This is a genomic window from Marinobacter fuscus (assembly GCF_003007675.1).
GTDB classification, from domain to species: Bacteria; Pseudomonadota; Gammaproteobacteria; order Pseudomonadales; family Oleiphilaceae; genus Marinobacter; species Marinobacter fuscus.
The window spans coordinates 63,863-89,138 of record NZ_PXNP01000103.1 but is presented as its reverse complement, the minus strand read 5'-3'; the positions used below and the strand labels follow the sequence as shown (position 1 = coordinate 89,138).

Here is a 25,276-nt window from a genome sequence, read left to right as displayed (position 1 = left end):
AATTCTAATTGTCATGACCAGTAAAGATGAACGCCTGGCCTTTCTGGAGGAAATGAAGGACGTCAGGCGTATACGTAAAGCTAATCGTGCAGACGTGGTGGCGCCCAAGGAGTTGACGCCCGGGCACCTTGAGAGGCAAAGGTCGGCGGTTGAAAAGCCGGTTCGGGATCTGAACCCGCTGACTTCGGACATGGTGGAGCCCCTGACCGCCCACGATATTCTTTGTTGGCAGCGGCCTGGCATTCAGAATGGCGTTTTCCGCAAATTGCGCCTTGGACAGTACCCGATAGAGGCGCGCCTTGACCTGCACCGAATGACGGTTGAGGAAGCTCGCCGGGAGGTTTTTGGCTTCATTAACGACTGCGTACATTACGGTTTGCGATCCGTGATTATTCTGCACGGAAAAGGCGAGCGGAATCCGGACGGAATCGCCCAACTCAAGAGCTATCTGGCCAAGTGGCTGCCCGAACTGGACAGTGTTCTGGCCTTTCATTCTGCCAAAAAACATCATGGTGGAACCGGTGCGGTTTACGTAATGGTCAGGAAAAGTGATCGTGAAAAGCAGCATAATCGGGAACTCCACGGTGCCAGATAACCTGGTGTCGGTTATGTTGATATTTCTCAACTGAGGGAGTCTGTTATGCGAGTATTGGTAACGGTTGTGCTGAGCATCTTGGTGCTGGCGGGTTGTCAGGATCGGGTTATCTGGAATGATAACGGTAAGGTGGACGAGGCCACCCGGGATCGCGAGGTGTGGGATTCCAATGGCAAACTGGACACCGGGAAGCGCAAGATCTGGGTGAATAAGGACGGCAAGGAAGTTATCAAGTAACCGGTTACTGGCTGCCGCGGAGTGGTAGCGGTTTTATCCCTGTGGGGGCAAGCCTATAATGGCGCCACACAGGAGTCCGGTCGGGCTCGCTGTAAATCGGGAGGACTGACCGTGTTTGAAGTAACCCGCTATGCCACTGCGGCGCAGAGCATTGTGGAGGCTGGCCGCCTCCTGTACGAGCGTGGCTGGTCACCAGCCACCAGCAGCAATTACTCGGCCCGTATCGATTCGAATCACGTTGCGATTACCGTGTCCGGTCGCCACAAAGGGCAGCTGGGCGCGGGCGATGTGATGGTGGTGGATATGGAAGGCCTGCCAGTTCAGAGCAATGCCAAAGCCTCAGCCGAAACCCTGTTGCATACCGTGGTTTACCAGTTGTTTCCGGATGTTGGCGCGGTCCTGCATACGCACTCGGTAAAAGCGACGGTGCTCAGCCGGTTGATTGCTCCTGGTGCCGCGCTGGAGCTTGAAGATTATGAGCTTCAGAAAGCGTTTTCCGGCGTTGCTACGCACGAAGGCGTGGTGAGCGTGCCTGTGTTCGACAATACGCAGGATATCCCGGCGCTGGCGGCACAATCCCGCGACTGGTTTTCGGCCCATCCGGAGCAGCCCGGCTACCTTATACGTGGCCATGGCCTGTATACCTGGGGTGCGACCATGGCAGACTGCCTGCGCCATATCGAAGCTTTTGAATTCCTGTTTGAATGTGAACTTGAAACCATGAGGGTGCGTTCATGACCACGCTGACTGTTTTTCATGAGGATGACCTGTCCAAGGCACAGATGGAAGTCACCGAACCACAACAGATTGAGAGGGTGCTGAAGGAAAAGGGGGTTCACTTTGCCCGCTGGCCAACCCGTGATTTGCCAACGGCGGCCTCTTCAGACGCTATCCTGAGCGCCTACGCCGGGGAAGTAGAGCGCCTCAAGCAGCAGTGGGGCTTTCAGACGGCCGATGTCGTGAGCCTGTCGGCCGATCACCCGGACAAGGCCGCTTTCCGCCAGAAGTTTCTGGACGAGCATGTCCACAGCGAGGACGAAGTCCGCTTTTTTGTCCGTGGCCAGGGCCTGTTCTATTTGCACCTCGGGGAACAGGTCTATGCGTTGTTGTGTGAAAAGAACGACCTGATCAGCGTGCCGGAGGGTATCCGGCATTGGTTTGATATGGGGCCGGAGCCGGAGTTCACCTGCATCCGGCTGTTTACCAATCCGGAAGGCTGGGTGGCCAGTTTCACCGGCGATGACATTGCGGCCAAAGTGCCCCGTTACGAAGCCCTGGCCGGAGCGACAACATGATTCGCGTGGTTCTGACGGACATTGAAGGCACGACCAGTTCCATCTCGTTTGTCCATGACGTGCTGTTTCCCTACGCCAGTGAACATCTGCCCGGATATATTCGGGGTCATCACCGGACGCACCCGGCGGTAGCCGAGCAGTTGGCCCGGGTGGCCGAGGTCAGTGGTGTTGACGACAGAGATCTGGATGCTCTGATTGCGGTACTGCAGCAATGGATTGAAGAGGATCGTAAGGAAAACGCCCTCAAGGCTCTGCAGGGCATGGTGTGGGCCCAGGGTTACCAGAACGGTGAGCTCAAGGGCCATATCTACCCGGACGCCGCAGACTATTTGCAACGCTGGCATGATCGGGGGTTGCGCCTGTTCGTATATTCCTCCGGGTCGGTTGAGGCCCAGAGGCTGATCTTCGGCCACAGCCAGGAGGGAGACTTCACCCCGTTCTTCTCCGGGTACTTTGATACGGCGGTCGGTGGCAAGAAAGAGCCGCAGTCCTACCAGAACATACTGGCGGAACTCGGTGTTGAACCAGCCAGCGTGCTATTTCTGTCGGATGTGGAAGCTGAGTTGGACGCAGCAGAAGTGACGGGGATGAAAACGGCATGGCTGGTGCGGGATGGTGAGTTGCCGGGCACCGGCCGGTTTGTGGCCAGAGATTTCTCGGAGGTTGATGCGCTGCTGCGTAAGCGTTAGGAGATGATTTATGCCGGGGCGCCGGTGGCTGGTATCACTGATAACAGGGTGCTGTGCTTTCCTGGCGGGCTGTGATCCGTTCGCCAGCGCCGAATCCACCATGGACGAATATCTTGTTCGCCTGGCCCGGGTGCTGGAAACGCCGGAAATCGCCCGGGAAGCACTGCCTCCCGCAGAGTTACTGCCCAGACGGCGAGACCGGCTGATACCGCTGCCAGAGCTGGACATGGGGATGCTGGATTTCCTCTCACTCTATGGCTGTGAGTTGCAGTATGTGGTGGGGGAGCGTAATTCGGTGATGGGAAAGGTCATGGCCCCAACCAACCAGTTGCGTTACGAAGTGCGGTTTATTCGTGCTGCCGAGGCTTGCCTGCCGGAAATTGATAATGATGAACTGGTCCAGGCCTTGAACAAAGCCATTCAGAGCAAGCGGGAAAGTCTGCCGCTGGCGGTGTGGAATGCCACCTGGGGGGTGGAGGAGGTGGAGCGGCAGTTTACCCTCTCCAAAGGTTATTTCCCCATGGCTGGGAAGGACAATCCGGCAGCAAACCTGGCCCGGGATCTGCAGCAGTTGAATCGGATTGTGGCGGAGTTGTTGGCGGGGGATGTCGGCGTCGGCCTGGACGCTCTCGGGCCGATTCAGCAGCGTTGGCAAGCCGAGTACCTGGCCGGGCAGGCCATCAACAGCGCCCGGCTGCTGATCAGTACCCTGGACGCAGGAACCCGGCTGCTCGCTGCCCGCCTTGAGGAACGCCCGTTGTGCCTGAATGGTAATCCCAACAACCAGTCTGCGGTCGTTCAGAATTTTTTCTTCAACATCTACATTGAAAAAATACAGCCCTATATGAGTGTGGTCAGTCGGGCCCGGGATACGTTGGTTCATGGCTTCGATCAGCTCGCTCGCCAACAGCAGGCGGTGATGCCCGAGGTGTTCCTGCCCTGGCATCAACGGCATCTGTCGGTAACTTCCCCGGCCAGCCTCTGGCAGGAGTTGGATCGGTCGATGATGGCCCACACCCGCCACTGGCAGGACTTGTTGGGGCAATGCGGGCTGCGCCCCGGCGCCTGACGCTGGTCAGCGCTGGCTTTCCGGGGTAACCCGCAGAATTTCTTCCACCGTGGTTTGCCCTGCCGCCACCTTCTGGGCACCACTCAAGCGCAGCGACTTCATGCCATCTTTGTAGGCGTCCAGGCGCAACTGCTCCAGCTCGCACTGATCGGTAATTTGTCGGGTCAGTTTGTCTGAAAGTGACAGGATTTCGTAAACACCGGCCCGGCCCAGATAGCCGGTATTGCGGCACTCCAGGCAGCCCACCGGGTGATAGAACTGGCGGGGTAACGGTGCTTTCCAGGGGCGGGTGAGGGTTTGCCAGGCCTGAGGATCGGCCTCGCCGGGTTGTTTGCAGTGGGGGCAGAGTACCCGGGCCAGGCGCTGGGCCATCACCCCCAATACAGTGGCCCGAATCAGGTAGGGCGCAATGCCCAGTTCCATCAGCCGGGTAATAGCGCTGGGGGCGTCGTTAGTGTGCAGGGTCGAGAGCACCAGGTGCCCGGTCAGTGCCGCCTGTACCGCCATTTCGGCGGTTTCGAGATCCCGGATCTCGCCAATCATGATGATGTCCGGGTCTTGCCGAAGTAGCGCCCGCACGCCCTGGTCGAAGGTCAGGTCGATCGAGTTCTGCACCTGCATCTGGTTGAAGGCTGGTTCCACCATCTCGATCGGGTCTTCAATGGTGCAGATATTCAGCTCTGGCGAGGCCAGCTGCTTCAGTGTCGAATACAAGGTGGTGGTCTTGCCAGAGCCGGTGGGGCCGGTCACCAGAATAATACCGTGAGGGCGGCTGGTGATGGTTTGCCAGCGCTCCCGGTCTTCTTTGCCAAAGCCCAGTTCCTCAAACGATTTCAGCAGCACTTCCGGGTCGAAAATCCGCATCACCATTTTTTCGCCGAAGGCGGTTGGCATGGTGGCCAGGCGCAGTTCGACTTCCCGGTTGTCTGGCTTTCGGGTCTTGATGCGACCATCTTGGGGCCGACGCTTTTCCGCCACGTTCAGGCGACCGAGAATTTTCAGCCGGCTGGTGACGGCTATGCCAACGTGCTCGGGGAATTCGTAGACATTGTGCAGCACCCCGTCGATGCGGAAGCGTACCTGGGTAACGTTGCGGCGGGGTTCGATGTGGATGTCTGACGCCCGTTGGTCGAAAGCATATTGCAGCAGCCAGTCGACTATTTTCACCACATGCTGATCGTTGGCGTCTGGATTCTTGTTGGCCCCCAGATCCAGCAGTTGCTCGAAGTTCTGGCTGGCAGCAGCCCCCGGCGCCTGACCACCACTGGCCTTGCTGACGGAACTGGCCAGTTGGTAGAACTCCACGGTGTAGCGGCGGATATCTTCCGGGTTGGCGACCACGCGCACGATGTTCTTGCGCACGGCCTGGCGCAGATTGCTTTCCCATTCCCGTTTGAAGGGCTCGGCGCTGGCGATTTTGACCTCGTCCTGGGAAATCTCGACCGCCAGAATGCCGTGCCGCTGGGCAAAGGCGTAGGACATCACCCGGGCAATGGCCGGTGTATCTATCTTCAGTGGGTCAATATGGTAGTAGTCCTGGCCAGCCCAGCGGCCCAGCCATTGGGTCAGGCGCTCGATGTCCAGGGTACGGCCGTCGTTCTGGCTGGTCAGAGCTGCAATGGCAACCAGTTCTAATGGATGTCGCGGTTGGCCGCGGTCACCAGACGAGGCGGACCCCAGGTTTGCGGTCAGTATCCGGTCGGCGTCTGCCTGTGTAATCTCACCGCTTTCCACCAGCGCGGTACAAAGATCCCGCAACGTGAGCGTCTGGCGGTGAGGGGGCGCCGGCATGGTTAGGTGCTGGTCGGGCATTCGCTTGTTCCGTCCTGGTTTGTATTGTTCAGCTGGCCACCCGGCGATTCACCTTCAGATGAATCATGGCGACAGTGAATAACAAGAAAGTGAGTACAGTGAGAATCACTGGGGCGGCATCGCCTTCCGATAGCCAGGCAGAGACCACAGCCTGAGTGAAGTAGAAAATAATAACAAATGACATCCAGATGTAGCTGCGGTTGTGGCCACGGAACACCGCCAGGGCAAAGGGCAGCAGGGGCAGCAGTTTAACGCTCAGTATCAGGGCCACCGACACGCCTTCAACGGGCGCTGGCCAGAAGGTGGTGATCAACAGGGTTGCCAGCACCGCAAGGTAAAGGGCAAAGGTCAGGCGGGCAGTATGCCGCGCTTTGTCATTGTGTAGCATGCAAGCTTCCGGTAATTGATGAAGGCGGCCGCGTTAATCGGTCGTAAGTTTCAGGGCCAGCCGGGCCAGGCGTTCGCCGAAGGCCTGGCATAAGGTTTTTTCGTGTTCACTCAGAGCCAGTTGTTCGTCGGTACCCGCCCAATGAGAGGGGCCATAAGGCGTGCCTCCGGTTTCAGTCTGGCTCAGCGCAGCCTCCGAGTAGGGCAGGCCGCACAGCACCATGCCGTGGTGCAATAACGGCATCATCATGGTCAGCAAGGTGGTTTCCTGGCCGCCATGCAAGCTGCCGGTGGAGGTAAAGGCGCCGGCCGGTTTGCCTGCCAGTTTGCCGTTCAGCCAGAGGTCGCCGGTGGTGTCCAGAAAGTACTTGAGCGGCGCCGCCATGTTGCCGAACCGGGTAGGGCTGCCCAGGGCCAGGCCCGCACAATTCGCCAGGTCATCCTTACTGGCATAGGGGGCGCCTTCATCCGGCACGGCTGGCAGGCTGGCGGTGGTGTCAGCAGACACCGCCGGTACCGTGCGGATACGTGCTTCAATGCCCTGTACGCGGGCGACGCCACGGCCGATCTGGGTCGCCATTTCGGCGGTTTGCCCGTTGCGGCTGTAGTAGAGCACCAGAATGTAGGGTGTGGTGGTCATGGTGGTTCCTGATTATCGATCAGAGAATAGTCAGTACGTTCTCGGGCGGGCGGCCGATGACCGCTTTGCCGTTGGCCAGAACGATGGGTCGCTCGATCAGTTTGGGGGTGTCTATCATGGCTTGAACCAGCTGGTCGCGGGTCAGCTCCGGGTTGTCGAGCCTCTGTTCTCGGTATTCGGCTTCTTTGGTACGCATCATGTCGCGAGGCTCGCAACCCAGCATATCGAGAATCTGTAGAAGTTGCGGCGCTGTCGGAGGTGTCTCCAGGTAGCGTATAATCTCCGGTTCGACTCCTTGTTGCTGCAACAGCTCAAGGGTCTGGCGGGATTTTGAACATCGGGGATTGTGGAAAATTTTAGGTGCGTCTGTCATGGTCGTGACCGCTTCATTGATCAGTGGATTGCATCTCGTAAAGAGGCGCTAGTCTAACAGGAGGATAACCCTTGCAGTACCCTCATTCTGGGCGCCCGGATGCCTTCAGGCACTGGCTGGCATGGCCTGTACTTATTTTGATGCTGATCGCGCTGGCCGGGTGTGAAAAAATCGAGCTCGAGCGAGCCGATGGCAGCCTGGCCCAGTGGGATCGGTACCGTGGCCAGTGGGTACTGGTGAATTACTGGGCGGAGTGGTGCAAACCCTGCCTGGAAGAAATTCCGGAGCTGAATGCGCTGGACAAAGCCCCGGACATTACCGTGCTGGGGGTGAACTTTGATGGCATTACCGGCGCGCCCCTGGTGGAGCTGGGGGAGCGCATGGGCATCGAATTTACTACGCTGGCCAGTGATCCCGGGCCGCAATTTGGCTGGCAATTGCCAGTGGCATTGCCTGCCACACTGGTGATAGACCCGGAAGGCCGCCTTGTTGAGGCGCGTTTTGGCCCGCAATCCGAAGAAGACATCCGAACCCTGATTGGCGAATGACCATGGCACAGACTTTTGTACATCTCCGCGTTCACTCGGAATACTCGATGGTGGATGGCCTGGTTCGGGTCAAACCGCTGATCGACCGTGTAGCCGAGCTGGGCATGCCCGCTGTGGGCCTGACCGAGCAGTCGAACATGTGTTCCCTGGTGCGCTTTTACAAGGCCGCCATGGGCGCTGGAGTCAAGCCGATTATTGGTGCCGATCTCTGGCTGGAAAACCCCGATGAGCCGGAAAGCCCCTTCCGGCTGACCTTGCTGGCACGCACAGAGAAGGGCTACCTGCACCTGACCGAAATTATTTCCTTGGGGTTCACCGAGGGACAACGGTTTGGTAAACCGATTATCCAGAAGCCCTGGCTGGAGGCACGCTCCGAAGGCCTGATTGCCCTCTCCGGTGCAAAAATGGGGGATGTGGGCAAGGCATTACTGGCCGACAAGCCGGAGCTGGCCCGGGAGCGGGCGAATTACTGGCAGTCGTTGTATCCGGACAGTTTTTACCTGGAACTGCAACGCACCGGTCGGGCCGGAGATGAGGAGTGTTTGCATTTCAGTGTGGCGCTGGCGGAAGACCTGGGCTTGCCGGTGGTGGCCACCAACGATGTGCACTTTCTGACCGCCGATGACTTTGAAGCCCATGAAGCCCGGGTCTGCATTGGTGAAAGCCGCACGCTCGATGACCCCCGGCGGGATCGCCGGTTCAGCGATCAGCAGTATCTGCGCAGCGCCGAGGAAATGATCGAGCTGTTTTCGGATATTCCGGAGGCGGTGGAGAATACCGTCGAAATCGCCCGACGCTGTTCGGTGAAGGTTCGCATGGGCGAATACTTCCTGCCCAACTATCCCGTGCCTGATGGCATGACCATGGATGAGTATTTCCGTCATGCCTCCGAGGAGGGGCTGGAGTTCCGCTTACAGAGCATCCTGAGCAAGGATGATCCCGACTACGAAAGCAAGCGTGCCGAGTACTATAAACGCCTGAATTTCGAGCTGGATATCATTATCCAGATGGGGTTCCCGGGCTACTTCCTGATCGTAATGGACTTTATCAAATGGGCCAAGAATAACGGCGTGCCGGTGGGGCCGGGTCGGGGTTCCGGTGCCGGCTCCCTGGTGGCTTATGTGCTGCTGATTACCGACCTTGATCCGCTGCAATACGATTTGCTGTTCGAGCGCTTCCTGAATCCGGAACGGGTATCTATGCCCGACTTTGACGTCGACTTCTGCATGGAAGGCCGCGACCGGGTGATTGATTATACCGCGCGAAAATACGGCCGGGAGGCGGTCTCCCAGATCATCACCTTCGGGACCATGGCGGCCAAGGCGGTGGTGCGGGATGTGGCCCGGGTGCAGGGTAAGTCCTATGGTCTTGCGGACAAGCTCTCCAAGCTGATTCCGTTTGAAGTGGGCATGACCCTGAAAAAAGCCATCGAAGAGGAACCCCAGCTCAAGGATTTTTTGGAGCAGGACGAGGAAGCCCAGGAAATCTGGGAAATGGCCCTCAAGCTTGAAGGTGTGTGCCGTAACGCCGGTAAGCACGCCGGGGGCGTGGTCATCGCGCCCACCAAAATTACCGATTTTTCGCCGCTGTATTGTGATGACGATGGCGGCAGCCTGGTCACCCAGTTCGACAAAGGCGATGTGGAAGACGCCGGGCTGGTAAAGTTCGACTTTCTTGGCCTGCGTACCCTGACCATCATCAAATGGGCACTGGGCATGATCAATCCGCGCCGACAACAGCGCGGCGAAGGGGAGTTGGACATCGCCACCATTCCCCTGGACGACAAACCCTCGTTCGATATGCTCAAGAAGGCGGAGACCACGGCGGTGTTCCAGCTGGAATCCCGGGGTATGAAAGACCTGATCCGGCGCCTGCAGCCGGATTCCCTGGAGGACATGATCGCCCTGGTGGCTCTGTTCCGCCCGGGCCCGCTGCAGTCTGGCATGGTGGACGACTTTATCGACCGGAAGCACGGCCGCCAGCCCTTATCCTACCCGCACCCGGATTATCAGTATCCGGGCCTGAAGCCGGTATTGGAGCCCACTTATGGGGTTATCCTGTACCAGGAACAGGTTATGCAGATTGCTCAGGTAATGGCCGGTTATACCCTGGGCGGCGCCGACATGCTGCGACGGGCGATGGGTAAGAAAAAGCCCGAGGAAATGGCCGAGCAGAAGGCGTTCTTCCTGGAGGGGTGTGAAAAGAACGGCATTGATACCACCCTCGCGGAAAACATCTTTGACCTGGTAGAGAAATTTGCCGGTTACGGCTTCAACAAATCCCACTCTGCGGCTTACGCTCTGGTGTCTTACCAGACCCTGTGGCTAAAAGCGCACTATCCGGCGGAGTTCATGGCCGCGGTGTTGACTGCCGATATGCAGAACACCGACAAGGTGGTCACCCTGGTCGAAGAATGCCGGAACATGAAGCTGGATCTGTTGGTGCCGGATGTCAGCCGCTCCGCCTACACCTTCACAGTGAATGACGAAGGCCAGATTGTTTATGGCCTTGGCGCGATCAAAGGCCTGGGTGAGGGGCCCATCGAAAGTATTGTCGAGGCGGCCAAAGACGGCCCGTTCCAAGACATCTTTGATTTCTGCCGTCGGGTGGACCTGAAAAAGGTGAACAAGCGTGCATTGGAAGCCCTGATCCGTTGCGGTGCCATGGACAAGCTCGGCGCGGATCGGGCGCGGCTGATGGCCAGCATTGGAAAGGCCATACAGCAGGCCGATCAGCAATCCCGCAATGATGCTGCGGGCATGATCGACATGTTTGGTGAAATGCTCGGTGGGAGCGATGATGACACCGACCCCTACGAGGATGTGGCCCATGTGCGTGAATGGCCAGAGAAGGAGCGGCTCAAGGGCGAGAAAGACACCTTGGGGCTGTATCTGACCGGCCACCCGTTCGACGAATGCGAACGGGAAGTGCGGCGCTTCGTGCGTTGCTCGATTGTTGACCTCAAGCCCAACAAATCGCCCCAGCGGGTGGCGGGGCTGGTGGTGGCTCAGCGCACGATGAAAACCAAGTCCGGCTCAACCATGTGCTTTATTACCCTGGACGATCGTAGTGGCCGTATTGAGGCCACACTGTTTTCCGAAGCGTTTTTTGAAAACCGCGAGTTATTGCAGTCCGACCAGGTGATTGTGGTGGAAGGGCAGGTCAGCCATGATGACTATTCCGGGCAGATGAAAATGCGGGTTAGCAGCGTGATGGACGTGGCCACCGCCCGCCAGCAGTTCAGCAAAGGCATTCGCCTGGCGTTGGAATCCGGCCAGTTGCAGAATGGGCTGCTGGATAAACTGGACACGACCCTGCGCCCGTTCCGCAATGAGGGAAGTCCGGTCTGGATTGAATATCGTAGCCCGCAAGCCAGTACCCGTATTGAGCTGGGCGAGAGCTGGCGGGTGCAGCCAGACGACGCCCTGTTGTTCGAGTTGCGGCATCTGGTGGGCGATAAGGCGGTGGAACTGGTCTATGATTAAGACCAATGTCCGCTTTTGCAGTGCGGCCAGCACTGCTATCTTTGTCTCAAATTCTGATTCTGGCGGGCTTCGGCCTGCCTGGCAATAAAATGACGGAACATCATGAACCCTAACTATCTGGATTTTGAACAGCCGATTGCCGATCTGGAAGCCAAGATTGAAGAGCTTCGCATGGTTGGCAACGACACAGATATCAACATCACCGATGAAATCAGCCGTCTGAAAAAGAAAAGTGTCAGCCTGACTGAGTCTATCTTTTCAGACCTGCAGTCCTGGGACGTGGCCAGACTGGCCAGGCATCCTCGCCGCCCCTATACCCAGGATTACATCGATCTGATGTTTGAGGACTTTGACGAGCTGCACGGTGATCGGCGTTACGCCGATGACCTCTCTATCGTTGGCGGCACGGCCCGGCTCGATAATCAACCGGTTATGGTGATTGGCCACCAAAAAGGCCGTGAGGTGCGTGACAAGGTAAAGCGTAACTTCGGCATGCCGCGCCCGGAGGGCTATCGAAAGGCCCTGCGCCTGATGGAAATGGCCGAGCGTTTTAAAATGCCGATTCTTACCTTCATCGACACCCCGGGAGCCTATCCTGGCATCGGGGCCGAAGAGCGGGGCCAGAGTGAGGCGATCGCCTTCAACCTGGCGGTGATGTCACGGCTGAAAACGCCGATCATCTCCACCGTCATTGGCGAAGGTGGTTCCGGTGGCGCACTGGCCATTGGCGTTTGCGACCAACTGAATATGCTGCAGTACTCCACTTATGCCGTGATTTCTCCGGAGGGCTGTGCTTCGATCCTGTGGAAAAGTGCGGAATACGCGTCCCAGGCAGCAGAAGCCATGGGCGTCACTGCCAGTCGCCTGAAAGAGTTGGGTGTGGCGGACACCGTGATTGCGGAGCCACTGGGTGGTGCTCATCGCAACCCGGAAGCTATGGCGGAAAAGTTGAAAGAAACCCTGACCCAGGGGCTGGCGGAGCTTGGCCGACTGCCACTGGATGAGTTGGTGTCCCGCCGTTACGAGCGACTGACCCGATATGACGGCGGGCGGTAAAGCCGCCCCCGGCGATTCCTGGCCCGAGGATCTGCTCGGGCCGCTGCGGAATCTTCCTGCACACCGAAAGCTCTGGGTCGCCCTCAGTGGTGGCCTGGATTCCTCCCTGTTATTGCATGTGGTGGCCGAACGTCATCCCGATGTCACCGCGCTGCACATCAATCATCAACTTCAACCCAACCATTTGCAGACAGAGCAGGCGTGTCGGGCTCTGTGTGTGCACCTGGGTGTTCCGCTTGAAGTGCGTCGGGTGTCTGTGGTTCCGGGGCGTGGCGGCCTTGAGCTGGCCGCTCGCGATGCCCGCTATCAGGCGTTCCATGAATTGCTGCAGACAGATGACCTGTTGTTGATGGCGCATCACGCTGACGATCAGGCGGAAACCGTTGTATTCCGGCTGTTGCGGGGAACCGGCGTGAACGGACTCGGCGGTATGCCAGTCAGTCGCCCGCTGGGTGCGGGTGCTTTATGGCGACCCTGGCTTGGCGTTGCCCGGGAGCGCTTGTTCCAGGTTGCCACAGAGCGTGGCGTAAGCTGGGTCGAAGATCCCAGTAATCAGAGCGATGTGCACGATCGAAATTATCTGAGGCTTGAAGTTATGTCCGGGCTGAAGCAACGCTGGCCCGGGTTGTTGCAACGGATAGCCCGTTCGGCCCGGGCCTGTGCCGAAAGCGAGCAACTGAACCGACGACTGGCGGAATTGCAGTGGCAGAGCTGTAGCGATGACCGTGGCAGAATCGAATTGCCTCGCTTTGCGTCACTCGGTGCGCTGGAGCGCGTCAATCTGGTGCGCTGGTGGATTGCTCATCGTGGCTTTCCGGTACCCGGTCTGGCCCGCTGGGAGCAGGTGCTCGGCGAGCTCATCGAAGCCGCACCTGATAAATTGCCGGAGTTGCAAGGCGAGGGCTTTGCCATCCGGCGCTATCGCCAGCACCTTTACCTGGTGCCGGACTTTCAGGTGCCGGAAACGCCCTGCCTGCTGGAGCCAGACACGCCCCTGTGTTGGGGTTCCAGCGGCTGGGTTCTGATGTTGACGCCCGGGCCGGAGTGGGCCGGGCAGGCTTGCCCGGAAATACGTGTATCTACGAGGCAGGGTGGTGAGCGCCTCCGGCTTGCCGATGGCCAGCCCTCCCGAGTACTCAAAACCTGGCTGCAGGAGCAAGGGGTGCCACCCTGGGAGCGGGCCGCGCTGCCGCTGGCTTGGGGCCCGGGTGAAGGTGCGGATGACTTGGTGGCGGTTGGCGATTTGTGGTGTTCTGAGCGATACTCCGAGGGTGCTCATGCCGCCGGTTGGCGGCTGGTTGTGAAGCGGGATTGTGATTGAGTAGAGGGGGGCTTTCTGGTAGTCTGGCGACCCATCTTGAGATGAACAATCTCCCTCCTTTACCGAATCAGATAATCACGGAATCTGCATGACGCGTTATATTTTCGTCACCGGTGGTGTCGTGTCCTCCTTGGGCAAAGGTATTGCGTCTGCCTCTTTGGCAGCCATCCTCGAGGCACGCGGCCTGAAGGTCACTATTCTCAAGCTGGACCCATACATCAACGTGGACCCCGGCACCATGAGCCCGTTCCAGCACGGTGAAGTTTTTGTCACCGAAGACGGCGCCGAAACCGACCTGGATCTTGGGCATTACGAGAGGTTTATCCGTACCCCCATGACCAAACGCAACAATTTCACCACTGGCCGGGTGTACGAAGAAGTTATTCGCAAGGAACGCCGCGGCGATTATCTGGGCGGAACGGTTCAGGTGATTCCCCACATCACTGACGAGATCAAACGTCGTGTGGTTGAAGGCGCAGCCGGGGTGGATGTGGCGCTGATCGAAGTTGGTGGCACCGTGGGCGACATCGAATCTCTGCCGTTCCTCGAGGCTTGCCGCCAGTTGAAGGTGGAAGTTGGTTCCCAGCGGGCGCTGTTCATGCACCTGACCCTGGTGCCCTATATCGCCACCGCCGGCGAAATCAAAACCAAGCCCACCCAGCATTCCGTGAAAGAAATGCGCTCCATCGGCCTGCAACCGGATATTCTGTTGTGCCGTTCCGAGCACGAAGTCGATGCTAGCTCCCGTCGCAAGATTGCGTTGTTCACCAACGTGGAAGAGCGGGCGGTCATCCCGCTGCAGGATGCCAAGTCGATCTACGCTATTCCTCGTATGTTGCATGAGCATGGTCTGGATCAACTGGTTATCGAACGCTTCAACCTGGATGCCCGTGAGGCAGACCTGAGCGAGTGGGACAACGTGGTTGACTCGCTGATGAACCCGCAGCAGGAAGTGACCATCGCCATGGTCGGTAAGTACATGGAGCTGCTGGAAGCCTACAAGTCCCTGATTGAGTCCCTGCTGCACGCTGGGATCAAGACCCGCACCAAGGTCAAAATCAATTACATCGACTCTGAAGACATCGAGCAGCAAGGTACTTCCGTGCTGGAATCAGCGGATGCCATACTGGTGCCCGGCGGCTTTGGAGAGCGTGGCGTGGAGGGCAAAATCCGCACCGTGCAATACGCCCGTGAAAACAAAGTGCCGTATCTGGGCATCTGCCTGGGCATGCAGGTGGCGGTTATCGAATACGCCCGTAACGTGGCCGGTCTGAAGGACGCTCACAGTACCGAATTCCGCGAGCACACCCCGGAGCCGGTGGTTGGCCTGATTACCGAATGGCTCGATGCCACCGGCGAGAAAGAAGAACGCACCGAAGAGTCCGACCTGGGTGGCACCATGCGCCTTGGCGCCCAGGATTGCGTGCTTGCCGAAGGCTCCACCATCGTTGGCTGCTACGGCAAGAAAACCATTCGTGAACGCCACCGCCACCGTTATGAAGTTAACAACCACTTCCTGCCGCGGCTGGAAGAAGCCGGCCTGAAAGTATCGGGTCGCTCGGCTGATGGCAAACTGGTTGAAGTGGTTGAAGCACCGGATCATCCATGGTTCGTGGCGTGCCAGTTCCACCCGGAGTTCACCTCCACACCCCGCGACGGCCATCCGCTGTTCAAGGGCTTTGTGGAAGCCGCACTGGCCAATAAGAAGGACGCCTGAGCATGGCTCGCAGCAACCTGAACGTCTCCGGAATCGACATCGCCAACGACAAGCCGTTCGTGCTGTTCGGCGGAATGAACGTTCTGGAGAGCAGGGAACTGGCGTTCGAAGTCGCTGAAACCTATGTGGATGTCTGCAACAGGCTGGGCATCCCCTACGTCTTCAAAGCTTCCTTCGACAAAGCCAACCGCTCCTCGGTCAACTCCTTCCGGGGGCCAGGACTGGAAAAAGGCCTGCAGATACTCGCCGACATCAAAAGCAAGTACGGTGTCCCGATTATCTCCGACGTCCACGAACCGGAGCAGGCGGCTCCGGCGGCAGAAGTCTGCGATATCATCCAGCTGCCTGCCTTCCTGAGCCGACAAACCGACCTGGTCGTGGCCATGGCGAAAACCGGTGCAGTGATCAACATCAAAAAGGCCCAGTTCCTGGCGCCCCGGGAAATGCAGCACATCATCAGCAAGTGTGAAGAAGCCGGTAACGACCAGATCATCCTCTGCGAGCGTGGCACCAGCTTCGGATACAACAACCTGGTGGTCGACATGCTGGGCTTTGGCATCATGAAGAGCATGAACGTGCCCGTCTTCTTCGACGTCACCCACGCCTTGCAGATGCCAGGCGGCCGCTCCGACTCAGCCGGTGGGCGCCGCGCCCAGGTAACTGACCTGGCGCTGGCCGGAATGTCACAGGGCCTTGCCGGCCTGTTCCTGGAAGCCCACCCGGATCCTGATCAGGCCAAATGCGACGGCCCCTGCGCCCTGCGCCTGAGTCAGTTGGAGCCCTTCCTGCAACGGGTGAAATCGATAGACGATCTGGTAAAAAGTTTCAAACCCATCGACACCGCCTGAATGGCGGTGTTGGTGTGTTCCAAGGTCGAACGTCTCACCAATGAGGGTGTGACGGCATACTGCAGACCTTAGAGAGCGAGCGACTGAAAGGGCCTGGCGAAAATTTCGGAGGCCATGGATGGCCGGAGAGAAGCGCACATGGGTGAGGCAAGCGTTTATGAAGCAGAGCTTCATGCGCCGCCGAACGACAGCAATCTGTGATTGCTGGCCGGACTCACTCGTGAGTGCTCGTAGCGGTTTTCGACAGGCCCTTTCAGTTGTTCGCTCCAGCACCATCGTCCAAAGTTTGTATAGTGCCAAGAAGATAAAACCTGGAGAATCAACCGAATGACCAAGATTGCCAACATCAAAGCCCGTGAGGTTCTGGATTCCCGCGGAAACCCGACTGTCGAAGCCGACGTGATCCTTGAAAACGGCACCCTCGGCCGCGCCTGCGCCCCGTCCGGAGCATCCACCGGCTCTCGCGAGGCCCTCGAACTCCGCGATGGCGATGCCTCCCGCTACCTTGGCAAAGGTGTTCGCAAAGCCGTAGAGGCCATCAACGGCAAAATCCGCGACGCCCTGCTGGGTAAAGACGCCGCCGACCAGCGCGCCCTCGACCAGATCATGATCGACCTCGACGGCACCGAAAACAAAGCCAACCTGGGTGCTAACGCCATCCTGGCCGTTTCCCTGGCCGCCGCCAAAGCCGCTGCCACATCGCTTGGCAAGCCGCTCTACGAGCATATTGCAGACATCAACGGCAGCTCCGGCAACTTCTCCATGCCCGTGCCCATGATGAACATTTTGAACGGCGGTGAACACGCCGACAACAACGTCGACATCCAGGAATTCATGGTACAGCCGGTTTCCGCGACCAGCTTCGGTGAAGCCCTGCAAGTCGGCGCGGAAATCTTCCACAGCCTGAAAAAAGTCCTCCAAGCCCAGGGCCTGAACACAGCCGTGGGTGATGAAGGCGGTTTTGCCCCGAACCTGCCGTCCAACGAAGCCGCCCTGGCGGTGATCAAAGAAGCCGTTGAGAAAGCCGGTTACGAGCTGGGCAAAGACGTCACCCTGGCCCTGGACTGTGCCTCTTCCGAATTTTACAAAGATGGCCAGTACCAGCTATCCGGTGAGGGCAAGAGCTTCGACTCCGAAGGCTTTGCCGATTACCTGGTAGGCCTGTGCGAGCGCTATCCCATCGTCTCCATCGAAGACGGTATGGACGAAAGCGACTGGGACGGCTGGAAAGTCCTAACTGACAAGCTGGGCCGCAAAGTACAGTTGGTGGGCGACGATCTGTTCGTAACCAACACCCGCATTCTCAAGCAGGGAATTGAAAAGGGTGTGGGCAACTCCATCCTGATCAAGTTTAACCAGATCGGTAGCCTGACCGAAACGCTGGATGCCATCAAAATGGCTCATGACGCGGGTTACACCGCGGTCATTTCCCATCGGTCCGGTGAGACTGAAGACACCACCATCGCCGATCTCGCGGTTGCTACCTGCGCGGGCCAGATCAAGACCGGTTCCCTGTGCCGTTCGGATCGGGTTGCCAAATACAACCAGTTGCTGCGTATTGAAGAGGCGCTGGATGGCAAGGCGCCGTACCGTGGCCTGAGCGAAATCAAGGGTCAGGGTTAAGAAACTGTCGCATTTAGTGGCCTGTTAGTGCATGCTGGCAGGTAACAAAATGTTAAGGCCATCGCGTTCTGGATGAAAGTTCAGTCACGATGGCCTTTTTTTACAGTGACTTACAAGAATTTGTTGCAAAACTACTATAAGGTCTATAATTATCGCTCGCGAGACGGATTTCTTTCGACATTTTTAGGTGTGTATTAAGGCATGAAAACGCTTTGGGCTATCCTGGTGGTTCTTATTCTCCTGCTGCAGGTGCGACTGTGGATCGGGGAGGGGAGCTTTGCGCAGGTGTGGGCTCTGGAGCAGTCGATTGAAGATCAGCAAGCCGAGAATGCTAAGCTGGCGGCCCGTAATGAACGGCTTTATGCGGAGGTGCGGAATCTGCGCAGTGAGCAGGGGGCTGTTGAGGAGCGGGCACGAATGAATCTCGGGCTGATTCGTGAAGATGAGACCTTCTTCCTCGTCGTTGAAAAGTAGTCTTGGAGTTAGAAGCGATGCGGGTGTCCTTTCCGGGAAACGCTACAAGCACATTCCTGTGCGCTTGACTGTGGCCATCCCTGGCCACAGACATTCCCGGAAAGGACACCCGCATCACTTCTCCCCACGTTGTGTTTACCTTCATGAATAAATCATCGTTTTGGCTCGTTGTCCCCGCCGCCGGTATCGGCCAGCGTATGAACGCGGAGTGCCCCAAGCAGTACCTGCGGATTAATAACCGCTTTATTCTCGATATCACGCTCTCCCGGGTACTGGATAGCTTGTCTTTCAAGGGCTGTATGGTGCCCTTGAATTCTCAGGATCAGTGGTGGCCAGCCAGTGAGTCGGCCAGGGACGGACGTATTCAGACCTGTGTCGGAGGCAGGGAGCGGGCGGATTCGGTGTTGTCGGCGCTGTTGGCTTTGGAGGGGCAGGCGCGGAATGATGACTGGATTCTGGTGCACGATGCGGCGCGGCCGTGTGTGCACCCGGAGGATCTGAATCGTTTGGTGGTCGCCCTGGCGGCGCATCCGGTCGGTGGTTTGTTGGCCGCGCCGGTGGCGGATACGCTCAAGCTTGCGAGCGATGGGGCGGTGCCCGAGGTGTGTGAAACGGTTGATCGCAGCCGGTTATGGCGGGCTTTAACGCCTCAGATGTTCCGGTTCGGCGCTTTGAAGCAGGCTCTGTTGCTCTGTCTGGATCATGGGCAATCCATCACGGATGAGTCCTCTGCGATGGAGTTTTCCGGTAAGATGCCTGCTTTGGTTGAGGGGCGGCCGGACAACATCAAGATTACGGTGCCGTCGGATCTGGCATTGGCTGAGTTTATTCTGGGTCGTCAGTAAGTCCCCCTCGCACGCATCTTTTTGGGAGTGTTTCATGCGCATTGGTCAGGGCTTTGATGTCCATGCCTTTTGTGAAGGCGATTCCGTTATTCTTGGTGGCGTTGCCATTCCCCACAATCAAGGTTTGAAAGCTCACTCCGATGGTGACGTTCTGCTGCATGCCCTGGCAGATGCACTGTTGGGGGCGGTCGCTTTGGGGGATATCGGGCATCTGTTTCCGGATACCAGTGACGAATGGGCGGGTGCGGACAGCCGGGATCTGTTGCGGCGGGTGATGCAGCGAGTGTTGGAGGAAGGGTTTTCCGTGGTGAACGTGGACACCACAATTATTGCCCAGGCGCCCCGGATGGCACCGCACGTCGAAGCGATTCGGATGAATATTGCCGAGGATCTGGGGGTGCCGGTGAATCGGGTGAGTGTGAAGGCGACAACCAGTGAGCGCCTTGGCTTTACCGGCCGCGGCGAAGGCATTGCCTGTCAGGCAGTGTGTTTGCTGGAAGCGGTAGCTCCGTGACCGCAGGCGGGGCGGAAGGGCCTGCCTGGCTGCTAGACTGGCCGGTGTCGGGTGGCCAGCGGGTCAGTTCTGGACAGCTGAAGACGGCGCCGGAAGATTTCCAGGTAAATGAGCAATTGTGGCCGGAGCTTGAGGCACAGACACTCGCCGGGCCTGGTATTCCGGCCGTAATCTCCGGCGCCGGAGAGCATTTGTGCCTGCGGCTTCAGAAAACCGGTGACAATACGGAATATGTGGCCCGGGAGCTGGCCCAGCTTGCGGAGTGCCGGGGCTTTGATGTCAGCTTTTGCGGCATGAAGGATCGTCATGCGGTAACAACCCAGTGGTTCAGCCTTTACCGGCCGGGTCGTGAAGCTGACGATGCCGAGTTGATGTCTCGTATTACGGAGCGCTGGCCGGTGCTGGCGGGGGTTCGTAGCCCTCGCAAACTGCGCCGGGGTGGTCATCAGGGCAATGGGTTTGTGATCAGGCTGCGTGGTGTGAGCGGGAGTCGGGCGGAGATTGATGAACGACTTTCGAAACTTGCCGAAGAGGGGGCGCCCAACTATTTCGGCCCCCAGCGTTTTGGTCATCAGGGCGCGAACCTTGACAAGGCAGTGGGCATTGACCCGACACGTATGAATCGCAAGCGCGGGCGTGCTGGCAGAAGCGCATCGAAAAACGTATTGTACTTTTCGGCTGCACGTTCCTGGCTGTTCAATCAGGTGCTTGCCTGCCGGGTGTTGAATGGTAACTGGAACGTCCTGATGCCCGGTGAGCCGGACTCAGACAGCCAGGTTCCGACAGGGCCTCTCTGGGGCGATGGTGGCACCCTTGCGACCGGTGAGCAGGAACAGTTGGAGCGGGACGTGGTGGCAACCAGCCCGAAGCTGGAAAAGCTGTTCATGGCTACCCGCATGCGGCCGGAACGGCGGCCGCTGGTGGCGCGCCCTCAAAGGTTGACCTGGCAGTGGCTGGACGCGAGCACCCTGAGCCTGCAATTCACGTTGTTGCCGGGGCATTACGCCACCACGGTACTGGGTGATATTTTCGAGCTTGAGGACATGAGCCTCAGCCACAATAACAAGCTGTAACGCTAGCGGAGAAAACTGTGCGAATTCTGTTGTCGAACGACGATGGCGTGCACTCGCCAGGTTTGGTGGCTCTTTACGAGGGGCTTGAGGGTTTTGGTGCGCTGGAAGTAGTGGCTCCGGACCGGGATCATAGCGGCGCCAGTAACGCTTTGACGCTGAACCGGCCATTGACCGTTGAGCAGCACCCCAACGGCTTCCAGTCGGTAGACGGTACCCCCACCGACTGTGTGCATCTTGCTGTTAACGGCCTGTTTGATGCGCCTTTTGACCGGGTTGTGTCAGGCATCAATACCCACGCCAACCTCGGCGACGACATTATCTATTCCGGCACGGTGGCGGCGGCAACCGAAGGGCGACACCTGGGATTGCCAGCCATCGCCGTGTCTCTGGTCAATGAAGGTCGTGGTCACTACGACACGGCGGCCCGTGTGGTTCGGCTTCTGCTGGAGAACAAGCGCGCTTTGTCCGTTGGTCCTTTGTCGATTTTGAATGTGAATGTGCCGGACCGGCCCTGGGGGGAGCTCAGGGGCATCCAGGTGACGCGCCTTGGGCATCGTGAACGAGCCGAGGGCGCCGTGCCCATGACCTGTCCCCGAGGTAAGAAGCGTTACTGGATCGGCGCCGCCGGAGAGGGGGATGACGCGGGCGAGGGCACGGATTTTCACGCGGTTCGCGAGGGCTATGTTTCCATTACACCGGTGCACATCGACATGACCCGCTATGAGGCGCTGTCGGGCCTTCAGGAATGGGTTCAGGAGCTGGATAAGTCCGCCGGAGGCGGGATATGAGTGCGCAATTTGAGGGTATCGGGATGACTTCCCGGCGTACCCGCATGCGCCTGGTACAAAGGCTGCGTGATGCCGGCATCGAGTCGGATGCAGTACTTGAGGTGATCGGCCAGGTGCCGAGACATATCTTTCTGGACGAGGCGCTGGCGCACCGGGCTTACGAGGATACCTCGCTGCCCATCGGCCACGGCCAGACACTTTCCCAGCCCTACATTGTTGCCCGTATGACCGAATTGCTGCTGGCCCATGCCCCTGAGCGCGTGCTCGAGCTGGGTACCGGCTCTGGTTACCAGACCTCGGTGCTGGCCAGATTGTTCCCGCACGTGTTCAGTGTAGAGCGAATCCGACCGTTGCAGGATCGCGCACGCGACCGATTGCGTCAGCTGGATATCCGAAATGTCTTGCTCAAGCATGCCGATGGTGGCATGGGCTGGCCAGATAAAGGACCTTTTGATGGCATTATCGTCACCGCCGCGCCGGTCGAGGTACCGCGTGAATTGCTGGATCAGCTGGCGGACGGCGGGGTGTTGATTGCGCCGGTTGGAGAGGAACGTCAGGTTTTGGTAGAAGTGATACGAAAAGGCGATGAGTTCCAGCGACGAGAGCTGGAGCCCGTACACTTTGTGCCCTTGCTTGGCGGGGTTGTGCGGTAATGTCCGGACTTCCGCAGCGTCAGGGGCAATACCACCAGAGCTTGCCCGGTGTTTTTTTGCGCGGCATGGCCATGGGGGCCGCTGACATCGTTCCGGGTGTTTCAGGCGGCACCATCGCGTTTATCACAGGCATTTACTTCCGTTTGCTCGAAGCTATCAGTGCCGCGCCCCAGGCGTTTTTCCGAAGCTTGCTGAAAGGTGACGCGGGTGGCTTCTGGCGTGCTATCGATGGTCGTTTTCTGCTGGCGCTCCTCGCCGGTATCGTTACCAGTATTGCCAGCCTTGCCTCACTGATAACCTGGCTGTTGGCAGTCTACCCTGTCCTCATCTGGAGCTTCTTCTTCGGCCTGATTCTGGCTTCGGTCTGGCATATCGGGCAGCAGATACGGCGCCCTGTGCCGGTATTGCTGGCGCCCTTTCTGGCCGGGGCATTATTTGCGTGGTGGGTAACAACCTTGCCTGGCAGTGAATTGGCACCGTCCGCTTTTGCCTTCGCCGGAGCAGGCGCACTGGCCATCTGTGCGATGATACTGCCCGGTATTTCCGGAAGCTTCCTGCTATTGATTATGGGTATGTACGCCCCGGTACTGTCTGCCATCAAGGGCTTTGATCTCATTCCCCTGGCACTTTTTGCAGCGGGTTGCCTGGTGGGGCTGCTTTCGGTTGCACGCCTGATTACGCTGGCATTCCGGCATTTTCACGATACCGTTCTGGCAGTAATGACGGGTTTCATGGTCGGGGCTCTGAGCAAAGTCTGGCCCTGGCAACAGACCCTGAGCTGGCGAACTAACAGCGCGGGTGAGCAGGTACCGCTAGCCCAGGTACCGGTGATGCCGGATACCTGGCTGTCACTGCACGGGCAGGATCCCCAAGTCGTCTATGCCTTGCTTATGGTCGCTGCTGGCTTGGCCTTGGTGCTGGGGCTTGAGGTTATTGGTCAGAGAGTAGGTAAGGAGAGGTGTGGCTCCCGGTGATCTGCCCAAAACTGTTACCTGCCGCACAAATTGACTGTTCCTTTGGGTAACATTAGCGGGTGTGGGGTAACTTGGCATTGCCTGATAATTGTGCAATAAATTAGTAGGTTAGTTCATTGAGATCGAATTTTGGTGAACTTTCAAGACGAATTCTTTATAACCAGGCATGTTCTGATACGTGATTTTCTATAACGGGCGCACTCAATCCGAGACCTTCCCGGCCAGGCAGCATGCCTTACCGGGCCTTGCCCGTTGCAGTCCTCCTCTGTTAAAAACCCTTTTTACGTTGGTATGGCTGGTGGCCTGGGGGCTGCTGGGTGGCTGTAATACCAACGCACTCTATCAGGATGATCTGTATAACCCGCCGGTATACTGGGGTAGCCACGTTGTCAAAGAAGGCGAGAATCTTTACCGCATCGCCTGGCGCTATGGCCGGGACTACCGGGAGTTGGGTGATGCCAACGGAATAGGCCCACCCTGGAATATCCGAGCCGGCCAGGTTCTGCGCCTTGACCGGAAAGGCAGCATTCGTCAGGCGAGTGCGGCACCATCGCCCAGCCGCCCAAAAGCGGTGGCCAAACCTTCACGCCCGCCCGTCAAAAACACAGCTACACGGCCAAAATCAAAGCCGCCAGGCAAAAAACCTGCGCCATCAGGCAGCCAGGTGGTCGCCAATGTTCGCTGGCAGTGGCCACATTCTGGCACCGTTATTGCTGGGTTTTCATCATCCGGCAAGGTTAATAAAGGGATTGATATTGCCGGGCAGGCTGGTGATGCCGTGAAGGCCGCCGCCGCCGGAAGTGTGGTATACGCAGGTAACGGGTTGCTTGGTTACGGAAATCTGATTATTGTGAACCACAACGAACATTATTTGAGCGCCTATGCGCACAATCGGAAAATCCTGGTAGCAGAAGGGGAGGTAATAAACGCCGGACAGGTAATCGCCGAGCTGGGCAGTAGCGGTACCGATAAACCGAAATTGCATTTTGAGATCCGAAAAAATGGCAATCCGGTCGATCCGTCCCGATACCTGCCAAAGCGCTGACGCTGGCGTACAGGGTTGTACCCGCAGATTGCATGTCGGCCTGACTGGAACCACGTAACCCGATAAATAATAAAAATGGCGACGGTGTAGCCGTTTGCCGACAGAAGAAAGTCCTGATGGAACTACAAACTGAAACCTACCCGGTATAAAAAGAAGTAACGGGTGATAGCAGGATTGTGAAGAGGCGGGGTGAACTATGTCAGCAGAACAAGAAGATCTCATCATTGATCGTGTCGAAGATATGGAAGAGGCTCAGCTGTTAGCGGAGGAAAAGGCGGAATCCGCAGCCACCGACACTGAGTCCAAAGACACGGATAACGGCTTTCCGGCCCAGGGAAAGTTCTTTTCCAATCAGAAGCAGCTGGATGCTACGCAGCTGTACCTCAACGAAATCGGTTTTTCTCCCTTACTGACACCTGAAGAAGAAGTCTATTTTGCGCGTCTGGCCCGCAAGGGTGAGGAGTCCGGCCGCAAACGCATGATTGAAAGCAACCTTCGGCTGGTGGTTAAGATTGCCCGGCGCTATGTCAATCGCGGACTGACCCTGCTCGATCTGATCGAAGAGGGCAACCTGGGCCTGATCCGTGCGGTGGAGAAATTTGATCCGGAGCGGGGCTTCCGGTTTTCAACTTATGCCACCTGGTGGATTCGGCAGACCATCGAGCGGGCCATCATGAACCAGACCCGTACTATTCGCCTGCCAATTCACGTGGTCAAGGAACTTAACCTGTATTTGCGTGCAGCCCGTGAGCTTACTCAGCAACTGGATCATGAGCCAACGGCCGAGGAAATAGCTCGCAAGGTTGACAAGCCGGTGGCGGACGTAAAGCGCATGCTGGGGCTGAACGAGCGGGTGGCATCAATGGATACGCCGATCGGCGCTGGCAGCGACAAGTCTTTGCTGGATACCGTCGCAGATGAAGGTGCTTCTGATCCTGCGGATGTGCTGCAGGACAATAATATGTGCGCTTGTCTTGAAAACTGGATTGATCAGTTAAGCGAGAAGCAGCAGGAAGTACTTTCCCGGCGCTTTGGCCTGCGGGGATACCCCATAAGCACTCTGGAAGAAGTTGGCCTGGAGATCGGGCTCACCAGAGAGCGCGTGCGCCAGATTCAGGTGGAGGCTTTGCGTCGTCTGCGGGAAATTCTTGAGAAAGAGGGTTTATCCAGCAGTCTGCTGTTCCGCTGAGACAGAGGCTCAGGCCCGGCAGGGCG

Annotated in this window: 26 protein-coding genes; 22 read left to right on the top strand and 4 right to left on the bottom strand. The window is 58.0% G+C overall.

All coding sequences use genetic code 11. The features are described from left to right. The first annotated feature begins 13 nt into the window (after positions 1–13). The 6 genes from smrA (at position 14) to C7H09_RS15175 (ending at position 3,885) form a co-directional block, all read left to right on the top strand. The gene (gene smrA / locus C7H09_RS15200) at positions 14–595 is read left to right on the top strand and encodes a DNA endonuclease SmrA (protein WP_106764200.1); all 582 of its coding nucleotides are present in this window, start codon (positions 14–16) and stop codon (positions 593–595) included. 45 nt (positions 596–640) lie between these two features. Beyond that, positions 641–832: a hypothetical protein gene (locus tag C7H09_RS15195; RefSeq protein ID WP_106764198.1), complete on the top strand. Its 192-nt coding sequence runs from the start codon at positions 641–643 to the stop codon at positions 830–832. 111 nt (positions 833–943) lie between these two features. Then, a complete protein-coding gene (locus C7H09_RS15190) occupies positions 944–1,570 on the top strand; it encodes a methylthioribulose 1-phosphate dehydratase (protein WP_106764196.1) in 627 nt (208 codons plus the stop codon). Next, positions 1,567–2,127 carry a 1,2-dihydroxy-3-keto-5-methylthiopentene dioxygenase gene (locus C7H09_RS15185; protein ID WP_106764194.1) on the top strand — a complete coding sequence of 187 codons (561 nt, stop codon included), beginning with the start codon at positions 1,567–1,569 and terminating at the stop codon, positions 2,125–2,127. Before C7H09_RS15190 ends, C7H09_RS15185 begins: the two co-directional genes overlap by 4 nt. Then, complete coding sequence (gene mtnC / locus C7H09_RS15180) at positions 2,124–2,816, top strand: acireductone synthase (RefSeq protein ID WP_106764192.1); 693 nt, start codon at positions 2,124–2,126, stop codon at positions 2,814–2,816. Before C7H09_RS15185 ends, mtnC begins: the two co-directional genes overlap by 4 nt. A 10-nt stretch (positions 2,817–2,826) precedes the next feature. Continuing rightward, a complete protein-coding gene (locus C7H09_RS15175; protein ID WP_106764189.1) occupies positions 2,827–3,885 on the top strand; it encodes a DUF3080 domain-containing protein in 1,059 nt (352 codons plus the stop codon). Between the two features lie 6 nt (positions 3,886–3,891). On the opposite strand, the gene tfpB is transcribed toward C7H09_RS15175, so the two are convergent. The 4 genes from tfpB to arsC are packed head-to-tail and all read right to left on the bottom strand — an operon-like array spanning position 3,892 to position 7,097. After that, on the bottom strand, positions 3,892–5,697 hold the full coding sequence (tfpB, locus tag C7H09_RS15170; protein ID WP_106764187.1) for a type IV pilus assembly ATPase TfpB: 1,806 nt from the start codon (positions 5,695–5,697) through the stop codon (positions 3,892–3,894). 28 nt (positions 5,698–5,725) lie between these two features. Beyond that, positions 5,726–6,085 (bottom strand): DUF2069 domain-containing protein, encoded by a 360-nt coding sequence (locus C7H09_RS15165; protein WP_106764184.1) that lies wholly within the window; start codon positions 6,083–6,085, stop codon positions 5,726–5,728. 33 nt (positions 6,086–6,118) lie between these two features. Beyond that, positions 6,119–6,724, bottom strand: a complete 606-nt coding sequence (gene wrbA / locus C7H09_RS15160; RefSeq protein ID WP_106764182.1) for an NAD(P)H:quinone oxidoreductase — start codon at positions 6,722–6,724, stop codon at positions 6,119–6,121. A 19-nt stretch (positions 6,725–6,743) separates the two neighbouring features. Continuing rightward, positions 6,744–7,097, bottom strand: coding sequence for an arsenate reductase (glutaredoxin) (gene arsC, locus C7H09_RS15155; RefSeq protein ID WP_106764179.1), 354 nt, complete (start codon positions 7,095–7,097; stop codon positions 6,744–6,746). A 71-nt stretch (positions 7,098–7,168) separates the two neighbouring features. Between arsC and C7H09_RS15150 the strand changes: the two genes are divergently transcribed. The 16 genes from C7H09_RS15150 (at position 7,169) to rpoS (ending at position 25,250) form a co-directional block, all read left to right on the top strand. After that, on the top strand, positions 7,169–7,645 hold the full coding sequence (locus C7H09_RS15150) for a TlpA family protein disulfide reductase (protein ID WP_106764176.1): 477 nt from the start codon (positions 7,169–7,171) through the stop codon (positions 7,643–7,645). Between the two features lie 2 nt (positions 7,646–7,647). Further along, on the top strand, positions 7,648–11,130 hold the full coding sequence (gene dnaE / locus C7H09_RS15145; protein ID WP_106764417.1) for a DNA polymerase III subunit alpha: 3,483 nt from the start codon (positions 7,648–7,650) through the stop codon (positions 11,128–11,130). 102 nt (positions 11,131–11,232) lie between these two features. Beyond that, positions 11,233–12,186, top strand: a complete 954-nt coding sequence (accA, locus tag C7H09_RS15140) for an acetyl-CoA carboxylase carboxyl transferase subunit alpha (RefSeq protein WP_106764173.1) — start codon at positions 11,233–11,235, stop codon at positions 12,184–12,186. Next, positions 12,170–13,507, top strand: coding sequence for a tRNA lysidine(34) synthetase TilS (tilS, locus tag C7H09_RS15135; RefSeq protein ID WP_106764171.1), 1,338 nt, complete (start codon positions 12,170–12,172; stop codon positions 13,505–13,507). Before accA ends, tilS begins: the two co-directional genes overlap by 17 nt. A gap of 88 nt (positions 13,508–13,595) precedes the next feature. Continuing rightward, positions 13,596–15,224, top strand: coding sequence for a CTP synthase (locus tag C7H09_RS15130; RefSeq protein ID WP_106764169.1), 1,629 nt, complete (start codon positions 13,596–13,598; stop codon positions 15,222–15,224). A gap of 2 nt (positions 15,225–15,226) precedes the next feature. After that, a complete protein-coding gene (kdsA, locus tag C7H09_RS15125) occupies positions 15,227–16,072 on the top strand; it encodes a 3-deoxy-8-phosphooctulonate synthase (RefSeq protein WP_106764167.1) in 846 nt (281 codons plus the stop codon). A 327-nt stretch (positions 16,073–16,399) separates the two neighbouring features. Further along, positions 16,400–17,695 (top strand): phosphopyruvate hydratase, encoded by a 1,296-nt coding sequence (gene eno / locus C7H09_RS15120; RefSeq protein WP_106764165.1) that lies wholly within the window; start codon positions 16,400–16,402, stop codon positions 17,693–17,695. Positions 17,696–17,896: 201 nt separating this feature from the next. Then, positions 17,897–18,169 carry a cell division protein FtsB gene (gene ftsB, locus C7H09_RS15115; RefSeq protein WP_106764163.1) on the top strand — a complete coding sequence of 91 codons (273 nt, stop codon included), beginning with the start codon at positions 17,897–17,899 and terminating at the stop codon, positions 18,167–18,169. A gap of 143 nt (positions 18,170–18,312) precedes the next feature. Beyond that, the gene (gene ispD, locus C7H09_RS15110; RefSeq protein WP_106764415.1) at positions 18,313–19,014 is read left to right on the top strand and encodes a 2-C-methyl-D-erythritol 4-phosphate cytidylyltransferase; all 702 of its coding nucleotides are present in this window, start codon (positions 18,313–18,315) and stop codon (positions 19,012–19,014) included. 34 nt (positions 19,015–19,048) lie between these two features. After that, the gene (gene ispF, locus C7H09_RS15105; RefSeq protein ID WP_106764161.1) at positions 19,049–19,528 is read left to right on the top strand and encodes a 2-C-methyl-D-erythritol 2,4-cyclodiphosphate synthase; all 480 of its coding nucleotides are present in this window, start codon (positions 19,049–19,051) and stop codon (positions 19,526–19,528) included. Continuing rightward, positions 19,525–20,601: a tRNA pseudouridine(13) synthase TruD gene (truD, locus tag C7H09_RS15100; protein ID WP_106764159.1), complete on the top strand. Its 1,077-nt coding sequence runs from the start codon at positions 19,525–19,527 to the stop codon at positions 20,599–20,601. Before ispF ends, truD begins: the two co-directional genes overlap by 4 nt. 17 nt (positions 20,602–20,618) lie before the next feature. Beyond that, positions 20,619–21,389: a 5'/3'-nucleotidase SurE gene (gene surE, locus C7H09_RS15095; protein WP_106764156.1), complete on the top strand. Its 771-nt coding sequence runs from the start codon at positions 20,619–20,621 to the stop codon at positions 21,387–21,389. Further along, positions 21,386–22,042 carry a protein-L-isoaspartate(D-aspartate) O-methyltransferase gene (locus C7H09_RS15090; RefSeq protein ID WP_106764154.1) on the top strand — a complete coding sequence of 219 codons (657 nt, stop codon included), beginning with the start codon at positions 21,386–21,388 and terminating at the stop codon, positions 22,040–22,042. The genes surE and C7H09_RS15090 overlap by 4 nt, the downstream gene beginning before the upstream one ends. Then, positions 22,042–23,016, top strand: coding sequence for a DUF368 domain-containing protein (locus tag C7H09_RS15085; protein WP_240616608.1), 975 nt, complete (start codon positions 22,042–22,044; stop codon positions 23,014–23,016). The genes C7H09_RS15090 and C7H09_RS15085 overlap by 1 nt, the downstream gene beginning before the upstream one ends. A 265-nt stretch (positions 23,017–23,281) precedes the next feature. Beyond that, the gene (locus tag C7H09_RS15080) at positions 23,282–24,061 is read left to right on the top strand and encodes a peptidoglycan DD-metalloendopeptidase family protein (protein ID WP_106764411.1); all 780 of its coding nucleotides are present in this window, start codon (positions 23,282–23,284) and stop codon (positions 24,059–24,061) included. A 196-nt stretch (positions 24,062–24,257) separates the two neighbouring features. Beyond that, on the top strand, positions 24,258–25,250 hold the full coding sequence (gene rpoS, locus C7H09_RS15075; RefSeq protein WP_106764152.1) for an RNA polymerase sigma factor RpoS: 993 nt from the start codon (positions 24,258–24,260) through the stop codon (positions 25,248–25,250). The last annotated feature ends 26 nt before the right edge of the window (positions 25,251–25,276 follow it).

Bases quoted from the DNA above. Each gene is read 5' to 3' on its own strand.
- smrA (WP_106764200.1), top strand. From the start codon at position 14: ATGACCAGTAAAGATGAACGCCTGGCCTTTCTGGAGGAAATGAAGGAC.
- C7H09_RS15195 (WP_106764198.1), top strand. From the start codon at position 641: ATGCGAGTATTGGTAACGGTTGTGCTGAGCATCTTGGTGCTGGCGGGT.
- C7H09_RS15185 (WP_106764194.1), top strand. From the start codon at position 1,567: ATGACCACGCTGACTGTTTTTCATGAGGATGACCTGTCCAAGGCACAG.
- mtnC (WP_106764192.1), top strand. From the start codon at position 2,124: ATGATTCGCGTGGTTCTGACGGACATTGAAGGCACGACCAGTTCCATC.
- C7H09_RS15175 (WP_106764189.1), top strand. From the start codon at position 2,827: ATGCCGGGGCGCCGGTGGCTGGTATCACTGATAACAGGGTGCTGTGCT.
- tfpB (WP_106764187.1), bottom strand. From the start codon at position 5,697: ATGCCCGACCAGCACCTAACCATGCCGGCGCCCCCTCACCGCCAGACG.
- C7H09_RS15165 (WP_106764184.1), bottom strand. From the start codon at position 6,085: ATGCTACACAATGACAAAGCGCGGCATACTGCCCGCCTGACCTTTGCC.
- wrbA (WP_106764182.1), bottom strand. From the start codon at position 6,724: ATGACCACCACACCCTACATTCTGGTGCTCTACTACAGCCGCAACGGG.
- arsC (WP_106764179.1), bottom strand. From the start codon at position 7,097: ATGACAGACGCACCTAAAATTTTCCACAATCCCCGATGTTCAAAATCC.
- dnaE (WP_106764417.1), top strand. From the start codon at position 7,648: ATGGCACAGACTTTTGTACATCTCCGCGTTCACTCGGAATACTCGATG.
- accA (WP_106764173.1), top strand. From the start codon at position 11,233: ATGAACCCTAACTATCTGGATTTTGAACAGCCGATTGCCGATCTGGAA.
- tilS (WP_106764171.1), top strand. From the start codon at position 12,170: ATGACGGCGGGCGGTAAAGCCGCCCCCGGCGATTCCTGGCCCGAGGAT.
- C7H09_RS15130 (WP_106764169.1), top strand. From the start codon at position 13,596: ATGACGCGTTATATTTTCGTCACCGGTGGTGTCGTGTCCTCCTTGGGC.
- kdsA (WP_106764167.1), top strand. From the start codon at position 15,227: ATGGCTCGCAGCAACCTGAACGTCTCCGGAATCGACATCGCCAACGAC.
- eno (WP_106764165.1), top strand. From the start codon at position 16,400: ATGACCAAGATTGCCAACATCAAAGCCCGTGAGGTTCTGGATTCCCGC.
- ftsB (WP_106764163.1), top strand. From the start codon at position 17,897: ATGAAAACGCTTTGGGCTATCCTGGTGGTTCTTATTCTCCTGCTGCAG.
- ispD (WP_106764415.1), top strand. From the start codon at position 18,313: ATGAATAAATCATCGTTTTGGCTCGTTGTCCCCGCCGCCGGTATCGGC.
- ispF (WP_106764161.1), top strand. From the start codon at position 19,049: ATGCGCATTGGTCAGGGCTTTGATGTCCATGCCTTTTGTGAAGGCGAT.
- C7H09_RS15090 (WP_106764154.1), top strand. From the start codon at position 21,386: ATGAGTGCGCAATTTGAGGGTATCGGGATGACTTCCCGGCGTACCCGC.
- C7H09_RS15085 (WP_240616608.1), top strand. From the start codon at position 22,042: ATGTCCGGACTTCCGCAGCGTCAGGGGCAATACCACCAGAGCTTGCCC.
- rpoS (WP_106764152.1), top strand. From the start codon at position 24,258: ATGTCAGCAGAACAAGAAGATCTCATCATTGATCGTGTCGAAGATATG.